Origin of the sequence: Paenibacillus sp. An7, assembly GCF_009870785.1 — a bacterium.
Classification (GTDB): domain Bacteria; phylum Bacillota; class Bacilli; order Paenibacillales; family Paenibacillaceae; genus Paenibacillus.
Genome location: NZ_WTWX01000014.1, coordinates 50,741 through 65,094 on the forward strand (window position 1 = coordinate 50,741; position 14,354 = coordinate 65,094).

16 protein-coding genes are annotated in these 14,354 nt (G+C 40.0%); 7 read left to right on the forward strand and 9 right to left on the reverse strand.

What is annotated here, in order from left to right; translation table 11 throughout:
• Positions 1–169: 169 nt before the first annotated feature.
• On the forward strand, positions 170–919 hold the full coding sequence (locus GQY27_RS15305; protein ID WP_160035936.1) for a Crp/Fnr family transcriptional regulator: 750 nt from the start codon (positions 170–172) through the stop codon (positions 917–919).
• Between the two features lie 98 nt (positions 920–1,017).
• Here GQY27_RS15305 and GQY27_RS21520 read toward each other — a convergent pair whose 3' ends face one another.
• From GQY27_RS21520 to GQY27_RS15315, 3 genes are all read right to left on the reverse strand, one after another.
• Positions 1,018–1,173, reverse strand: a complete 156-nt coding sequence (locus GQY27_RS21520; protein ID WP_201450736.1) for a hypothetical protein — start codon at positions 1,171–1,173, stop codon at positions 1,018–1,020.
• 119 nt (positions 1,174–1,292) lie between these two features.
• The gene (locus tag GQY27_RS15310) at positions 1,293–1,601 is read right to left on the reverse strand and encodes a hypothetical protein (protein ID WP_160035938.1); all 309 of its coding nucleotides are present in this window, start codon (positions 1,599–1,601) and stop codon (positions 1,293–1,295) included.
• Positions 1,602–1,675: 74 nt separating this feature from the next.
• Positions 1,676–2,497 (reverse strand): transporter substrate-binding domain-containing protein, encoded by an 822-nt coding sequence (locus tag GQY27_RS15315; protein ID WP_160035940.1) that lies wholly within the window; start codon positions 2,495–2,497, stop codon positions 1,676–1,678.
• Between the two features lie 291 nt (positions 2,498–2,788).
• Between GQY27_RS15315 and gpmA the strand changes: the two genes are divergently transcribed.
• A complete protein-coding gene (gene gpmA, locus GQY27_RS15320; RefSeq protein WP_160035942.1) occupies positions 2,789–3,553 on the forward strand; it encodes a 2,3-diphosphoglycerate-dependent phosphoglycerate mutase in 765 nt (254 codons plus the stop codon).
• A gap of 123 nt (positions 3,554–3,676) precedes the next feature.
• Positions 3,677–3,892 carry a hypothetical protein gene (locus GQY27_RS15325; protein ID WP_160035944.1) on the forward strand — a complete coding sequence of 72 codons (216 nt, stop codon included), beginning with the start codon at positions 3,677–3,679 and terminating at the stop codon, positions 3,890–3,892.
• 75 nt (positions 3,893–3,967) lie between these two features.
• Here GQY27_RS15325 and GQY27_RS15330 read toward each other — a convergent pair whose 3' ends face one another.
• Complete coding sequence (locus GQY27_RS15330; protein ID WP_160035946.1) at positions 3,968–4,429, reverse strand: hypothetical protein; 462 nt, start codon at positions 4,427–4,429, stop codon at positions 3,968–3,970.
• A 535-nt stretch (positions 4,430–4,964) separates the two neighbouring features.
• Between GQY27_RS15330 and GQY27_RS15335 the strand changes: the two genes are divergently transcribed.
• Positions 4,965–6,215 carry a DUF445 domain-containing protein gene (locus tag GQY27_RS15335; RefSeq protein ID WP_160035948.1) on the forward strand — a complete coding sequence of 417 codons (1,251 nt, stop codon included), beginning with the start codon at positions 4,965–4,967 and terminating at the stop codon, positions 6,213–6,215.
• Positions 6,216–6,232: 17 nt separating this feature from the next.
• Positions 6,233–6,631 carry a TIGR02328 family protein gene (locus GQY27_RS15340; protein ID WP_160035949.1) on the forward strand — a complete coding sequence of 133 codons (399 nt, stop codon included), beginning with the start codon at positions 6,233–6,235 and terminating at the stop codon, positions 6,629–6,631.
• A gap of 67 nt (positions 6,632–6,698) precedes the next feature.
• Here GQY27_RS15340 and GQY27_RS15345 read toward each other — a convergent pair whose 3' ends face one another.
• Positions 6,699–7,355 (reverse strand): response regulator, encoded by a 657-nt coding sequence (locus tag GQY27_RS15345; protein ID WP_160035951.1) that lies wholly within the window; start codon positions 7,353–7,355, stop codon positions 6,699–6,701.
• Complete coding sequence (locus GQY27_RS15350; RefSeq protein ID WP_160035953.1) at positions 7,352–8,194, reverse strand: sensor histidine kinase; 843 nt, start codon at positions 8,192–8,194, stop codon at positions 7,352–7,354. Before GQY27_RS15350 ends, GQY27_RS15345 begins: the two co-directional genes overlap by 4 nt.
• A 366-nt stretch (positions 8,195–8,560) precedes the next feature.
• Here GQY27_RS15350 and GQY27_RS21525 point away from each other — a divergent pair, with 366 nt between their 5' ends.
• Positions 8,561–8,731, forward strand: coding sequence for a hypothetical protein (locus tag GQY27_RS21525; RefSeq protein ID WP_201450737.1), 171 nt, complete (start codon positions 8,561–8,563; stop codon positions 8,729–8,731).
• Positions 8,732–8,811: 80 nt separating this feature from the next.
• Here GQY27_RS21525 and GQY27_RS15355 read toward each other — a convergent pair whose 3' ends face one another.
• The 3 genes from GQY27_RS15355 to GQY27_RS15365 form a co-directional block, all read right to left on the reverse strand.
• The gene (locus GQY27_RS15355) at positions 8,812–10,674 is read right to left on the reverse strand and encodes a bifunctional diguanylate cyclase/phosphohydrolase (protein WP_160035955.1); all 1,863 of its coding nucleotides are present in this window, start codon (positions 10,672–10,674) and stop codon (positions 8,812–8,814) included.
• Positions 10,675–10,911: 237 nt separating this feature from the next.
• Positions 10,912–11,511 carry a DUF5317 domain-containing protein gene (locus tag GQY27_RS15360; RefSeq protein ID WP_160035957.1) on the reverse strand — a complete coding sequence of 200 codons (600 nt, stop codon included), beginning with the start codon at positions 11,509–11,511 and terminating at the stop codon, positions 10,912–10,914.
• A 145-nt stretch (positions 11,512–11,656) separates the two neighbouring features.
• Entirely contained in the window at positions 11,657–13,033 is a 1,377-nt protein-coding gene (locus tag GQY27_RS15365) for a hypothetical protein (protein ID WP_160035959.1), read from the reverse strand.
• A gap of 264 nt (positions 13,034–13,297) precedes the next feature.
• On the opposite strand from GQY27_RS15365, the gene GQY27_RS15370 reads away from it, so the two are divergent.
• Positions 13,298–14,335: a BMP family lipoprotein gene (locus GQY27_RS15370; RefSeq protein ID WP_160035961.1), complete on the forward strand. Its 1,038-nt coding sequence runs from the start codon at positions 13,298–13,300 to the stop codon at positions 14,333–14,335.
• Positions 14,336–14,354 lie beyond the last annotated feature (19 nt).

Here is a 14,354-nt window from a genome sequence, read left to right on the forward strand (position 1 = left end):
CAACTATGATTACTCGTTTTCGAGAAACAGGCTGTGAAATATGTCACTAGTTCTTAGCTAAATTAGAAAGTTAGGGGAATTTTAGCACTTTTATCAGGTAATTCCCTGATCCTTAATATGGGGGGATTAAGTACAATAGAGATATTAGAAGAGCGAGGGGCGATTTAAGATGACATTAGTATTAGCCAGAAGAGGACGTGAGGTAGAGGTGACCATGTGCGGAGGGAATGAGACTAGCCAAGGGGAAGCTGAACTGAAAAAGGGTCTCCAAGGTTTGATGCAGCTTAAATCGATCAATGTCGGGGATCGACTGTTTTATGAAGGTGACGAGGTAGAGGCGCTGTACTACATGAAGTCGGGCCGGGTGAAGCTGACAAAGACGAATGAGGACGGAAAAGAGATTATTCTTTCGTTTATGCAGGCAGATGATCTAGTAGGTGAATTTGGAGGAATCGAAGGAGAATTTCACGGATTTGAAGCAGAGGTGGTAGAAGCGGGTATGGTCGGTGTCATTATGGTTCGGAATCTGGAGGTCTACCTCAGCCAAAATGGAGAGATGGCCCTCGAATTTATCCGCTTGATGGGAACTGCACAGCGTATACTCCAGTATAAACTGCGCGACCTTTTAATGAATGGTAAAGCGGGCGCGCTCGCTTCGGTACTCGTAAGAGCATGTAATAGTTATGGAAAAATGACACCCGAAGGAATTCTGATTACTAAAAAATTAAATCATGCAGATATAGCTGAGCTTATTGGAGCAACGAGAGAGAATGTAACGAAGACGCTTAGCGGCTGGAAAGAGCAAGGGATCGTAGAAGTATCGCAGGGACGGATTCTTGTTCGTGAAATAAGTGAGCTGCATCAGATTTGCGGCTGCCAGGCAGGAAATCTATGCTCGCCAAAAATTTGCCGGATGTAACTTAGCGAATCATAGCGCAAATAAAAAAGACACCAGCTGGTGTCTTTCTCTATGTTTTATCCTAGAAAGAGCATTAGCTCTTCTACAATAGAAAAGAATTATTTATTTGAGACCAGCTTACTGGAAGGATAAGTATAGGACAACTTACGTACAATTTCTTTTTGCCATTTTTCATCGCCAATGGACACTGCCAGATTGAGAAGGTCCAAGTAATCGTCAAGTTTCAAATCCGTTTTGGTTGCCGATATGTTCATTCTGTCCTTAAGTCCCCTTTATAATAAAATGTGCAGGTTATCTACGGTAGATAACTCGCAATAATGATAATCATTATCAATAATTTTATTATGCACGGTTTCCCTTGGAAATGCAAACATTAATCGTTATTTTTTCTTGTTTTTTTAGGAAGAAGTAAATAAGTAATGATGAGAAAGGGAATGTAGATTCCTAAAAAGGCAGCAGGAATAAGCAGCATTGGGTCTAGCAGTATATGATGGACCTGAGTAGTAAACGTTGTTCCGCTCGCATTGGTATGATAAACAGCAAGCAGAAGTGAAATACCCGCAAGATAAATGCAGAATAACGCGATAAAGTGCAGCAGGCGTTGCAACGGTTTATATAGTAACGAAAGTCCGCTCAGTACAAAGGGAAAAAGAATAAAGCCAGCAATCATAAGTGTGTTCATGTGACTAAGTCCTCCTTTTTGTTAGAAGTATGGACAGATTCATGGATAAGCATACTAATTGGCTTCACTAAGGGCTATTCAATCCATTTCTCATAGAGTTTCGTATACTCTCCACTTTCTTTCAATTCCTTTAACATTTCATTCACGATATCCACCATCTTTTGATCACCTTTATGAACGGCTATGCTGTAAGACTCGTTTGTAAAAAGCCCGCCAACCATTTCATAATTAGCATCCTCGCGCATCATCCCAAGCAGAATAGAATTATCTGCTGTGAGTACATCTCCTTCTTCAGACTGGAGAGCAGTAAATGCTTGTTGATAGTCATCATATTCGGTAACTTTTGCTTCAGGGGCCTTATCCTTTATGCTCTTCACGGAAGTAGAGCCCTTGACAGCGATCACCGTAGTATCGGAGGACAAAGATTCTAACCCCGTAATCGGACTGCCCTTTGGTACAAGGAGAGATTGACCAGCATAGAAGTAAACATCGCTAAAATCGACTTCCTTCTTACGATCTTCTGTAACCGACATTGCCGCAATGATGACATCAATTTGTTCGTCCTTTAACAGGGGGATTTGAGTGCTGGAAGTAACCTCTTTTAATTCTACTTTTGTTTCATCCCCTAGAATCTTTTTGGCTAATATTCTCGCCATGTCGATATCGAGACCTTCTACCTTACCCGACTTAGAATCTTTTAGTCCGAACAGGCGTGTATCGAATCGAACCCCGGCAATTACTTTTCCGCGTTCTTTAATGACGGCAACGGTGTCATATACTTCTGCTGGATCAATGGTTTCATCAGATAAATCCGAGTTATTGCATCCTGAGAGAAGTATAGTAAAAGAAAGCAGGAACATGAACAAGAATGGTGCTGTTATTTTGTTCTTTACCATGATATTCAGCTCCTTATGATTATGCTTCGTAAATAAGCCGGCTCAGGAACCAGCGAAATCATTTTTTTGTTTGAAAAGGTACTGAACCAAATAGGGATTATATAGTAAATATAACTAAGATCATACAATACCTTTTGGGATCAGAGCAATGTTTATGTCAAGTATGATCAAACATAGTTGGGGGCTTCCTTTCATTTTATACGACCGTATCATCCGGGGTAAGTTATGAACGAATCTGAATAGGGTAATTTGTATAGAGTATATACGTATAGCCAGAAAGAAGGGGAAGGAATGATTAAGATTGTACTGGTCCGCCATGGTCAAAGTGTATGGAATTTGGAGAATCGCTTTACAGGATGGACTGATGTCGATTTATCGGAGGCTGGGCTTGAAGAGGCAAGGCAGGCAGGACTCATTTTGAAGCAAAACGGGTATGTATTTGATGAAGCCTATACATCTTATCTCAAGCGTGCGATTCGCACATTAGGGATCATTCTTCACGAAATGGATATGATGTGGATTCCTGTCTATAAGACATGGAAACTGAATGAACGGCATTATGGAGCTTTACAAGGACTTAATAAAGCAGAAACAGCCGTGAAGTATGGAGAGAAGCAGGTATTATCCTGGCGTCGATCGATTGATGTGCGTCCTCCTGAGCTTTCCCTTGATGATCCTAGATATGAAGCATCTCTTCCGCAGTACCGAGCAATGAAAGAAGGAGAATATCCACGCACCGAAAATTTACTTGATACCGAGGAGCGGGTGCTGGATTACTGGAAGGAACGGATTGCGCCTGATCTAAGCTCCGGCAAGCATATTATTATTGCAGCTCATGGAAACACACTGCGTTCTTTAATTCAGCATTTAGATCACCTAGAAGGGGATGGCCTAATCAATTTAAATATTCCAACGGGAATACCGCTGGTTTATGAACTAGATGAAAAGCTAAAGCCTATTCGTCACTACTATCTGGGTATGGAAGGACCCCTCCCAGCAGGAATCATTCCAAAACATATAAGTAAAGAAAGTACAACGAAAGGACCTCCTGCATAATTGCATAATTAAGAGGTCTTTTTAAAAGTGGACAAGGTAGAGTGAACCATATAAAATGAAGCTTATCTTATTTTTATTCATGATGTGAATCAGGGTAGGATTATATAGAATGGAGGGACTTACATGAACCGTTATTTGTTCGAATATGAACTAATATCTACTGGATTTATAAGTGAATTCAGCTGGGTTGCCGAATCAGAAGAGAAGGCAAGAGATGCGATTCGTGATCGGATTGCTGACCTCGAATTTACGGAAATAGAAGATGTGATTGTAGGGAATCTCCTAAAAATAATGGATGCATCAGGCCATATTGAAGAGTGCGAAAGTTGTGCTTCTTAAGACTATATAACATGATTAAAGAGGAGGCTCTCTAGAGAGGTCTCCTCTTTTGATATTTATCCTATTGAATCTGATTTATTTTTCGTTTTTTTCTTGTTCATGTTGTTCTACTATTTCATGGATTTCAGACTCTAAGGCCTCAACGGTGTCTTTAGTGAGGTTCTGCAATGGTTGTGGGTGGAACCACTGAATCTCTCCATTATGTACCAAACCTTTGTAATCCTCACCTTGTACATGAATGCAAATTTTATGACGTTCATGCGGAGTATCCTCAAATACAGGTGTAATTTCAATATCCTGAATGTCATGTAAAACGAGATAATGCTGCATAAAGGAATGTACAGTTGCTTCAATACGTTCTACTGTACTTTCATCAAGTAATTGTATAGGGCTAGGGTTAAGCCACTGAATTTCTTCATTATGATAATGACCTTTGAATTCTTGTTCTTTCACCTTAAAAGTAAAGGCTAGACGCTCATGCAAACGGTTTTCGAATACTTTCTCTACCTCAAACTCTTCAATTTTATTATCAGGCATAATAATATTCCCCTCTCAATGAAAATTCATGTAATCACATAACACCAAATGCTGATCAACGAATCGCCGCAAATCAGAAAATGTAGGAATTCACTAAGAATCAGGAATCCTATTCAACAACACGTTTGTTTCTTCATGTCTCATTTGCTTACAAATTCATATTACCTTTGCTAAATGAGAATAGAGAAAGAGCAACATTAGAATTTAATGAGAAAAGAAGGAAAGTTTTCTTAAGAATCCTTTCTTGAGCTTATTATAGGGTTCCCCTCCTTTACACGTCTAGTGAAAGCGTTGTCTTTTTAGATAAATCGTACTTTACATACATAAAACAAAATGGGAACTGAGGGCTTAAGTAGGATTATTAATTTCGTATAGAGCTGAAAGTAGCATCGTTTTATTGAGCTTTACTATTGCAGGTTTGGAATATAACGTTTGTGGTGATAAGATGAATACTAACCTTAGCATATCGTGGAATCATTTAAGTAAATAATGTCAGTAAATGAAAGTTAAGATATATATAAAGGAGTCTAGAAATATGGTTAAACAGACAAAAAAAGCAGCGACATGGTCCTTAGTCATCATGGGAGCTGGGTTTGCTGCCTCCTTGCCTTTTCATGGAAGCTTAGCTGGGAAGATCTTTATTGGGGCATTTGAAGCGGGCCTCGTGGGGGGACTGGCAGACTGGTTTGCAGTCACCGCATTATTTCGTCATCCCCTCGGTTTAAAGATCCCGCATACTGCACTGCTTCCCAAGAACCGGGACAAGATGACCGATGGCCTGGTGTCCGCTGTGGAGAATAACTTACTGAACAAGGAAAGTATCTCCGCTAAAATATCTGGGATGCCGATCAGTGAAATGATCCTTGAAATGGCAGAGAAAGAGCTGCAGTCAGAAGGAACCAAGGGTGCAATTGATATCATCGCTAAACGGATTGTAGCTACACTTCCTCTTGAACGTATTGCTCCACTCGTAGCAAATGAAATGAAACGTCAGATTGGTGAAATCGACGTATCCTCATTGCTAGCCAAAGCAGAACAGCAGATTACCAGCAAGGGTTATGATAAAATCGCACTTGATTACGGACTGGACCAAGCTGAGGCATGGCTTACAAAACCGGAAGCATTATATACACTTGGTGAAATCGGTATGAAGGCTCTGAACTCTGTGCAAGTGAACGGGCTTATGCAATTTGCCATGAATGCACTTATGGGGTATCTCAATGAAGAGCGCCTTGGCGGAATACTGCAACGTTTCTTATACGAACAGGTTCATGATCTGAAATATGAGGGACACCCGAATCGTCATCAAGTATTAGCCGGTATACGAGGCCAGCTGATCAGACTGGCACACTCAGATAAAGTAATCGCTGGACTAAGTGATTGGAAAGACTCGCTTCTTGAAAATTGGGATGCGGAGATGACCGTGTTACATAAAATGCAGGAGCTGCGCGATCGGGCACTTGTATATATGGAAGATGGAAAATATGTATCCGAGCACGTTCTGCCTATCATTGAATCCCTTATTTCCGAAGTGAAGGCTAACGATGAATTGATACAGCGTATTAATGAGAAAATCGTAAACAGCGTCACACATCTTGTAGAACGCAATCATTCCAAGATCGGAACATTGGTAAGAGAAAATGTTGATCGAATGGATAATGAAACGCTGATTGAAATGATTGAAGATAAAGTGGGTCAGGACTTGCAGTGGATTCGAATAAACGGGGCAGTTACTGGATTCTTGATTGGTGTTGTACTTACCGTTCTTCAAATCCTTCTAGTATAAAGGAAGGGGTCCATATTATGCGACTATGGCATGAAGACTTGATTAGTAAACTCCCCAGAGCTCAGCTGCTCGGTCAGCATCGTGAGTGCTGTGCTCTCCGCGGAAAGGGCTGGGGGAAGAAGCATGCTACCGTAAATTATGTATTTGAATATCATCCCATGAAATTAGTTAGATACCATCTGCTTATCATTGAAGAAATGAAAAACCGAGGGTACAACGTCGATATACTATGGGAAGACCCGTTGTATCGCGGAAAGCAGAGCGAGCGATGGGAAGAGGAGTATATTGCTTCACTGAATGAGTATGGTCGTTACGAAGAACATAATGATGACTATATGGAAGAATGTACGCAAAATCTGGCTTCAAAAGGAATTTATATTATGATAGCGGAGAAGGATCAAGGATCCGCTATATAGATAACATAAAGAAAGCAGATCTCAACGAATGAATGAGGTCTGCTTTCTTATTGTGTTTTTTGAAGGTTTACCTGGGGAAATCTCGCTCCACCAGTCCTTGTTCAATGGCATAACGGGTAAGCTGGACCCGATTTTCTAGCTGTAATTTTTGTAAAATGTTTTTCAAATGGTTTTTAACGGTTTGATCGGATATCCCAAGCGCATCTGCTATCTCTCGGTTTGTTTTTCCAGAGGCAACCCAGTTCAAAATTTCTCTTTCCCTATTTGTAAGAGGGGGACGGTTATCATCGGTTTTCATCGTTTTGGGGAACTCCTGCAGAATTTGATACGCAAGCTCCTGACTGAGAGGGGCTTCATCGCATACAGTGGCTCTCAGGTATTCCAGCCAGGTTGAGGAAGAGAGATTCTTAAATAGGTAGCCTTGAGCGCCTTGTTTAAGTGCTTCGAACAGATGGGTCACATCATCCGATACGGTTACCATCACGATGATGACATAGGGGTAGCGCTGCTTGATCAGCCTCGTTGCCTCCAGCCCATCCATACCGGGCATTCTGATATCCATTAGAATGAGGTCAGGCATCCATTCCTCCGTAAGCCGGAGTGCTTCTTCCCCGCTGGTAGCCTTCCCTACAATCTCAAATGAGGGGTCCTCAGATAAAATAGCCTCGATGGCTGCCCGTGCATGAGCAGAGTCATCGACGATGAGTACTCGTGTATTGTTCATGAATCAGGTCCTCCTTTCATTATGGTCATACACGTCCCGCCATGTTCTTGGTTATAAAAAGCAAAATCCCAGCCCATTTCAGCGGCCCGATCTCTCGTAATCCGCAGACCATATCGGTCCGGTCGATCCCAAGGATCACCTTTATACCCTAAGCCATCATCCATAATGGATACGGTCCACGATGCTTTATTCCCTTGACCTGTTATTTGAATAGAACCAGCATTGGCATGTTTTCGGACATTAAGAACGGCTTCTCTAATACAAGCGATCAGTTCAATTTGTTCTTTCGTGGTCAGGTCCTCATCTGGTATATTCCAGCTGATTTTCGATTCCAGACGACTGGTGTATATCAAATCCTCAATCTGTCTAAGCATCTGCTGCGGGTCTGCTGGAAGATCACTGGGGCTTTCCGGAATCTTGAGCTGAGCAATCGCCTGTCGCACATAATGATGAATCTCATGCACTGTTTTTCTTGCATCTCGCAGTTCACCTTGATGAGCTGAACCAGACAAGTTGCGATCCGCTTTATCCATTTGTACCGATAATAAAAATAAAGATTGAGCAATCCCATCATGCAATTCCCTTGCCATTTGTTCTCTAGCCTCAAGAGCAGACTTTGCAGCTTTTTCTTTCTCTAACTCAGCCTGAGCACGTTCCATAACCTGAAATAACTTATTTAACAGGGTTACGCTGACAAGATAAATAATGACAGGTGTCAGCCAGTTTCCAGCTTCCATTGAAAGATAGGGCATAAGAAACTGATGCCGTATGTATTCCCATAGACCGACTGTAATCGTCGGAATGATAAGAATCATCCATTTGATATGTTTATAGCTCATGAGCAGCAACACTCCTTATCACAGGGGAGAATCAAGATAAATACCCTGCTTTTTTTATTATACCTCCTAACCTGAAGCAAAGGGATTCGTTTCAGTCCTAAGCGAAGGGGTAAATAGAAACATGGTACGTGATTCTAAGTATATGGAAGGATGTGTATGAAAAAAAGGCGGTAGGGAAGAGTCATCCTTGCTCACTTCCTGTTATGCTGTATTCTAACGCAGAATGAAATTTTCCTTTGTACCCTGTCCTTCTGTATACTTATGGTAATATCAAAGTTGCTAATAACGAGGTACTTTTTTCTTCTCATCTTAGCAGCTAGGAGCGTCACTAAATTAGAGTGAATTAAAAGGAGTGTATGTAGAGACATGAGTTTAGCCGTGTTGGAACGTCGCAGTGAACTACTGAAGAAAAATATTGAGCAATTGCTAATTCGGGAAAATCAAAAGGGCATTACAAGACAGCAAAGCATGTTTTTACAACAAATGATTAAAGAACTCCATCAAACTTCACATGAGTTGAACACAGAAAGACGCTAAATAATTATTAATACAAAAGGAACCCGGATTCATCTACTTCTGGCGATTGCAGAAGCTGATGGATCCGGGTTCTATTCTTGTTATACCATATAAGGAGCAGTCTCTTCCTGCAAAGTCAGATCGTTTTTTGGTGACCGGGCAAGGATGTAGGCAATAAAGATCTCAACTAGCTCTGGATCAAACTGAGTTCCCGCACAAGCTCGAAGCTCAATAATCCCTTCTTGCAGCGTTTTTGTTTTCTGGTAAGGCCGTTCGGTAGTCATGGCATCAAAAGAATCGAGAACGGTGAGCATCCGGCATAGTTTAGGGATTTCTTTCCCTTTCAGTCCATGCGGATAACCTTTACCATCAAATCGTTCGTGATGAAGCTCGATATAAGGGATTAGATCTCTAAAACGCGGATCGGTAAGCGCGATTTTCTTTCCCCAGGTAACATGTTGTTTAATAGTCTCCCACTCATCAGGAGTAAGTTTTCCTTCTTTATTTAAAACGCCCCACGGAATCTCAAGTTTTCCGATGTCATGAATGAGTGCGCCAAGAACAAATTCTCTTTTTTCTTCTTTGTCTAAGGATAGAATACTGCTCATATCTAAGGCATATTTGTATACTCTTTTTGAGTGCTTAAATGTATCTATATCTTTGTACATAAATAAGTTGAGTTGTTGCTCAATGTAATTCACTTCATGAGACAAATCTAGTTCGTCTTCCATAGTTAAGTCACAGCCATAAGTATGTACAGTGTTTTTTCCTTGTTTCTTAGCGTAGTACAGTGCTTTATCGGCGTGGTCCACAAGCTGTGATTTATCATATAGATCGATACTGTACTGAGCAATTCCAGCAGAAAAAGACAAGCATTTATGTGGAAAAACTTCTACACCATCAAAAGGAGTATCGTTTAGTTTTTTTCTCAACTTATCAACAAAATGACGAGCCTTTTCGTAGTCATATCCCGGCATAAGAAGAGTGAACTCTTCACCGCCATAACGGGAAGCCACAATAGAGGTCTCTTTTGTTTCTTCTTTCAACATAGAACCGAGGAAACTGATAAGCAGGTCACCTTTTAAATGGCCGAAGCTGTCATTGTATTTTTTAAAATCATCAATATCAATCATGGCTAATGAAAGAGGCCTGTCATTAACTTTAGCTTCTATTATGTGATAATCAAGCGAACTTTCAAAAAAACTATGATTATAGAGTGCGGTCCGCTGATCAATATTAGAACGATTCAGTATCTGATGATACATAGAGAATAACTGACGGAAAGCATGTGATAACATAATGGCAAGGCTCAGAAAAAGAATGAGACCAAGCGTTCCGTTATTAACGATCAAGACACATAATACAAGAGAGAGAATTAACATACATAGGTATACAAGGATAGTGTCCTTAACGAATCCCTTTAACGTATTAGCTAAATCTTTACGGTATAAAAGATAGTAATAAATAAACAGACCGATTGTGTTTATCCCAAAGTAACTAGTAAGGGCTAATATGTAAGAAGCTAAATTATGATCGTTTACAGGTCCTAATGTACCATTAAAAGCAAGAAAAACTTGAAATGAAATAGTGATCATTATTGAGTATAAAGAGAAATTAGTTAGTTTCTTCCACCAAGGAACACTACGTTTATAGGCAAAGTAGGATAAAGAACAGAGTAACAGCACGGCAAGTGTAAATTGACTTCCGTAAATAAACATACACGCGAGATAGATGGAAGAATCAAAGGAAATTACATTTCCTTCAGGTGGAAGTCGGAATGTTAGACTATTGAGAATTAGGGCTGCCCCTAGCATTACATAAAGTTTCACCCATTCTTCACTGCTATAGTTAATAAAAGAGAAGCCGTTAGTCCATACAAAGGTTACTATTCCGGTTAGGCATAAGAAAGCAATATACCAGTGGCTAATATCTAGTTCTTTTATTTTCATAAAATTTTTTGCCATGAACCTACAGTCTCCTATTAATTGCGTCATCTATTCATATTTTATCATGACATTGTCATTATTTGATAGATAAAGAAAAAAACAGGCTTGATGGCCTGTTTTTTCATAAGATTGTCATGTGGTTTAGCCTAATGCAAAACCAGAAGTAAGTGCAACAACAACAGAAGCTACGATAACTGCATTCATGATGATGCGAGCAATGTTAGTTTTTTTCATAGTATGTATCCTCCTTAAAAGTTAGTTAGATGTATGTAAACTAGTTGCGAGATCTTGATCTTCAGTATCCTTTTTGGGAACCATGATACTCTGGATGTACAAGAAAATGCCAAGGTTCATAATGACATCTCCAATACTAATAACTTGAGATCGCGGATAAGGATTAGAGAGAGGAATAATATCCCCAAGGAATGATAATCTAGTAGAAGCATCCAGCATGTAGTGCTTATACACTGCATCACCGCTAGATAAGAGTTCTGTGTAATATGGTCCCAATACTTGTGCTGCGTCGAGTGATACAGGCATTCGGCCACCATTCACAGCCATTACAAGAAAATTGAGAAAAACACCGATAAGAATAATCATAAAGCCTTTATTCTGTCGATTCATCCACAGAAACGCCATACCAATAACGTAGATGGACATAAAGAAATAGCCTGAAGCAGGTTCTAACCAGGAGGCATCTCCTTGAAAGCGGTAAATAAGGAACTGAATAAGTAGAAGGATCGGAAAGATAAGTCCGCCCTTTAATTTAATTTGACCAAACTGCGTGAGACCATTCTTGAGACCGCCTCTGAACAATCCGACGATAAGTCCAAGAATTATACCATCATAGACCATGTATTAATCTCCGTATATCGTATTTTTTTAGTCAAATAGTTATATTCGACTAGTATATACAAATTCCTTCTTTTTTCTAAAATATTTTTAGTTAATTTGTCTGATATAAAAATTTTAGTTTGCGTGTTAAGGAACTAATCAAGAATTATTCATATCCACCTTGTAAATAGTTATAAAAAGGTACATCGACCCACAGTTTATAACTAGATATATCGGCACCAGGTGCACGTTTTTTTAGTGAATCGGATACTTTTTTTGCATTTTCTTCTAAAGTAAACGATTGAGCATAGTAATTTCCTTTTGCTATTTTGTTATTTACGATGACTTCATAGTTCGAAAGGGCTGTTGATGAGTAGTACAGCGGCTGCCACCAAGATCCATATAAGAGATCTTTCTGTTCATCGCTATTTTTCTTAGCATAAGCAAGCACTATATTATTAAATCGGTTTTTATCATCTATATTGTTGAATTCTAGTTCGAGATCGTATTCTTTCGCATAAGCAATGTAATTCCCATTTGCTATTTGCTCTACTTTATAATTGTCAGTTTCCTTCGGCTCGCCCCACTCTTTTAAATATATGAATGCTGATGTTTTGGGCTCAAGCTGGATGTCGGCCTGAATTCCTTCACTCCGTAGTAGTCCTATTAACTGCTTCGCATGTTTAACGTCATCATGACCATACGTAAGTTTTAATGAATCTATAAAATTAGAGTTAAATCTAGTATCTTTCAGGTTATATCCGGTAATTTCATTGTTCTCCAGTGCTTCATTTACGATTGCACGAAGATCGGGGGCTGCAATCAAATCAGAAGTGTTATAAGCATCACTAAGCTTGGAATAGATGTCCGCATCGCTGGTTTTACCAATACTATGTTTATAATTACCGTTTAGCTCCAGCACTTGTCCGAGTAAAGCGGCTGCATATTCACTTGAGACTTGTTTGGCTGTTACGGTTTCCTTATATAAGGAAGAGGGGAGAAGACCTGTATCTACCGCAGCAGCAATTTCGGAACCGGCTTTACCCTGAATACGAGAAGGTGAAAAACCTAGTTTTTTAAGAGATGCTTCTACTTTAGCTGATGGATAAGTATAGCTAAGTTCCTGGATTCCAGCTGCTTTCACTGCAATGTACAGTGCTGCGAGTGGAGTGAGTTTCGCATCCCCATGAACTGTGTTTGTTGTGATGATGCTTGCCTTGTAGAGTTTGGCTGCTGATGGATACAGCGGATCAGAGGAATCTATATCTGTAAAAACAGGGTCATCACTCTCTACATTGACAGGAAGAACTTTTGCCACCGCTTTGATAAAGTCTCCTTTTGTTGGCTTCGCTTCAAACACAATCCCGTACTTGTTACTGAGAAATTGCACGTATCCTTCGATCGTGTCCGCTCCAGCGTACTGACTTACCGTAGACATAGATGCTGCTTCGGTGACTGGATTGGAAGCAAATAACGAGGTGGAAGGAAGAACAGATAGAGCTACACTTGCTGCAACGACTGTTTTTAATAAAACTTTTTTCATAAGACCACTCCTCAAGATCATTTGAATACGTTATAATCCTACTAAATTTACCATTTATGTATGTTTAATGTTCTAAATTTAGGGATCATCTTACCACTAGGCTTAGAAGAGTGTCAATCAAACATTCGCATTATATTGATTACAATTAGCAGTAAACCATATATTTTAACTTTATACATAGTAAAATCCGAAAGATCAATTGACATACATCGACAATGTTCGTATTATTGTACTATGAAAATAGGAAAAGGTGATTAGGTCACTATGAAAAGAGCTCTTTCGTTTGTGTTGATTATTTCAATGCTTTCCATTTTATTAGCTGCCTGCGGCAGTGATAGCAGTGGAAAAGATGGGTCTGAGGGCGCATCTGCTTCCGAGCAAGAGGCTAAAAAAGCAGTTCTTGTACTTCCTGAGAAAATTGGTGTCAATCCTTTCTTCGTGCAGATGGATGAAGGTTTCAAAAAAGCAGGGGAAGAGTTCGGAATTGAAGTAAAGACGATCGAATCGACAGACCCGGCAGCATTTGAACAGAATCTTCGTGCAGCTGTAGCAGAGAATTATGATCTTATCATGACGGCTACCTTCCAAGCGGAGGATGCTCTTACTAAAGTGGCCACTGAAAATCCAGGCAAGTCTTTTGCTATCGTAGATACGGTTATTGATCTGCCTAATGTTCGAAGTGTTGGATTTAAAGAATATGAAGGTGCTTACCTACTTGGGGCAGCAGCGGGCCTCGCAACCAAAACAGACATTGTCGGCATGATTGCCGCTCAAGATATTCCTCTGATCAAGAAGTACACCGAAGGATTTAGAGAAGGACTTGCTTCCGTTAACCCAGATGCAAAATTCCTAATTAACTATGCAGGTGGATTTGATGATGTTGCCAAAGCAAAAGAACTGGCAATCGTTCAAGCAGATCAAGGAGCTGACTTTATTGCTGGCGCTTCTGCAGTAGGTGATCTTGGTGTATTTGAAGCAGCGAAAGAAAAAGGTTTCTATACTTCCGGTCAAGATACAGATCGTACGGTAGAAGATCCAGAACATATTGTTCTTTCACAGCTTAAATCCACAGACTCTGTTGCTTATGAAGAGTTGAAGGCTTTTGCAAATGGTTCGTTTGAGTTCGGCTATGTAAGTTATGGTCTGAAAGAAGACGGCGTGGGACTTACTTTTGTAACTAGAGATAGTGAATCTCCGCTTAGTCCATTCATTGGACAAGAAGTGGTTGATAAAGTGAAAGCAATCAGAGATCAGATTGTGTCTGGTGAGATCGTAGTGACTGATCCGCTTCAAAGTAACTAAGCAATACATTTCTTTTTAA

Bases quoted from the DNA above. Each gene is read 5' to 3' on its own strand.
- GQY27_RS15305 (WP_160035936.1), top strand. From the start codon at position 170: ATGACATTAGTATTAGCCAGAAGAGGACGTGAGGTAGAGGTGACCATG.
- GQY27_RS21520 (WP_201450736.1), bottom strand. From the start codon at position 1,173: ATGAACATATCGGCAACCAAAACGGATTTGAAACTTGACGATTACTTG.
- GQY27_RS15310 (WP_160035938.1), bottom strand. From the start codon at position 1,601: ATGAACACACTTATGATTGCTGGCTTTATTCTTTTTCCCTTTGTACTG.
- GQY27_RS15315 (WP_160035940.1), bottom strand. From the start codon at position 2,497: ATGGTAAAGAACAAAATAACAGCACCATTCTTGTTCATGTTCCTGCTT.
- gpmA (WP_160035942.1), top strand. From the start codon at position 2,789: ATGATTAAGATTGTACTGGTCCGCCATGGTCAAAGTGTATGGAATTTG.
- GQY27_RS15325 (WP_160035944.1), top strand. From the start codon at position 3,677: ATGAACCGTTATTTGTTCGAATATGAACTAATATCTACTGGATTTATA.
- GQY27_RS15330 (WP_160035946.1), bottom strand. From the start codon at position 4,429: ATGCCTGATAATAAAATTGAAGAGTTTGAGGTAGAGAAAGTATTCGAA.
- GQY27_RS15335 (WP_160035948.1), top strand. From the start codon at position 4,965: ATGGTTAAACAGACAAAAAAAGCAGCGACATGGTCCTTAGTCATCATG.
- GQY27_RS15340 (WP_160035949.1), top strand. From the start codon at position 6,233: ATGCGACTATGGCATGAAGACTTGATTAGTAAACTCCCCAGAGCTCAG.
- GQY27_RS15345 (WP_160035951.1), bottom strand. From the start codon at position 7,355: ATGAACAATACACGAGTACTCATCGTCGATGACTCTGCTCATGCACGG.
- GQY27_RS15350 (WP_160035953.1), bottom strand. From the start codon at position 8,194: ATGAGCTATAAACATATCAAATGGATGATTCTTATCATTCCGACGATT.
- GQY27_RS21525 (WP_201450737.1), top strand. From the start codon at position 8,561: ATGAGTTTAGCCGTGTTGGAACGTCGCAGTGAACTACTGAAGAAAAAT.
- GQY27_RS15355 (WP_160035955.1), bottom strand. From the start codon at position 10,674: ATGGCAAAAAATTTTATGAAAATAAAAGAACTAGATATTAGCCACTGG.
- GQY27_RS15360 (WP_160035957.1), bottom strand. From the start codon at position 11,511: ATGGTCTATGATGGTATAATTCTTGGACTTATCGTCGGATTGTTCAGA.
- GQY27_RS15365 (WP_160035959.1), bottom strand. From the start codon at position 13,033: ATGAAAAAAGTTTTATTAAAAACAGTCGTTGCAGCAAGTGTAGCTCTA.
- GQY27_RS15370 (WP_160035961.1), top strand. From the start codon at position 13,298: ATGAAAAGAGCTCTTTCGTTTGTGTTGATTATTTCAATGCTTTCCATT.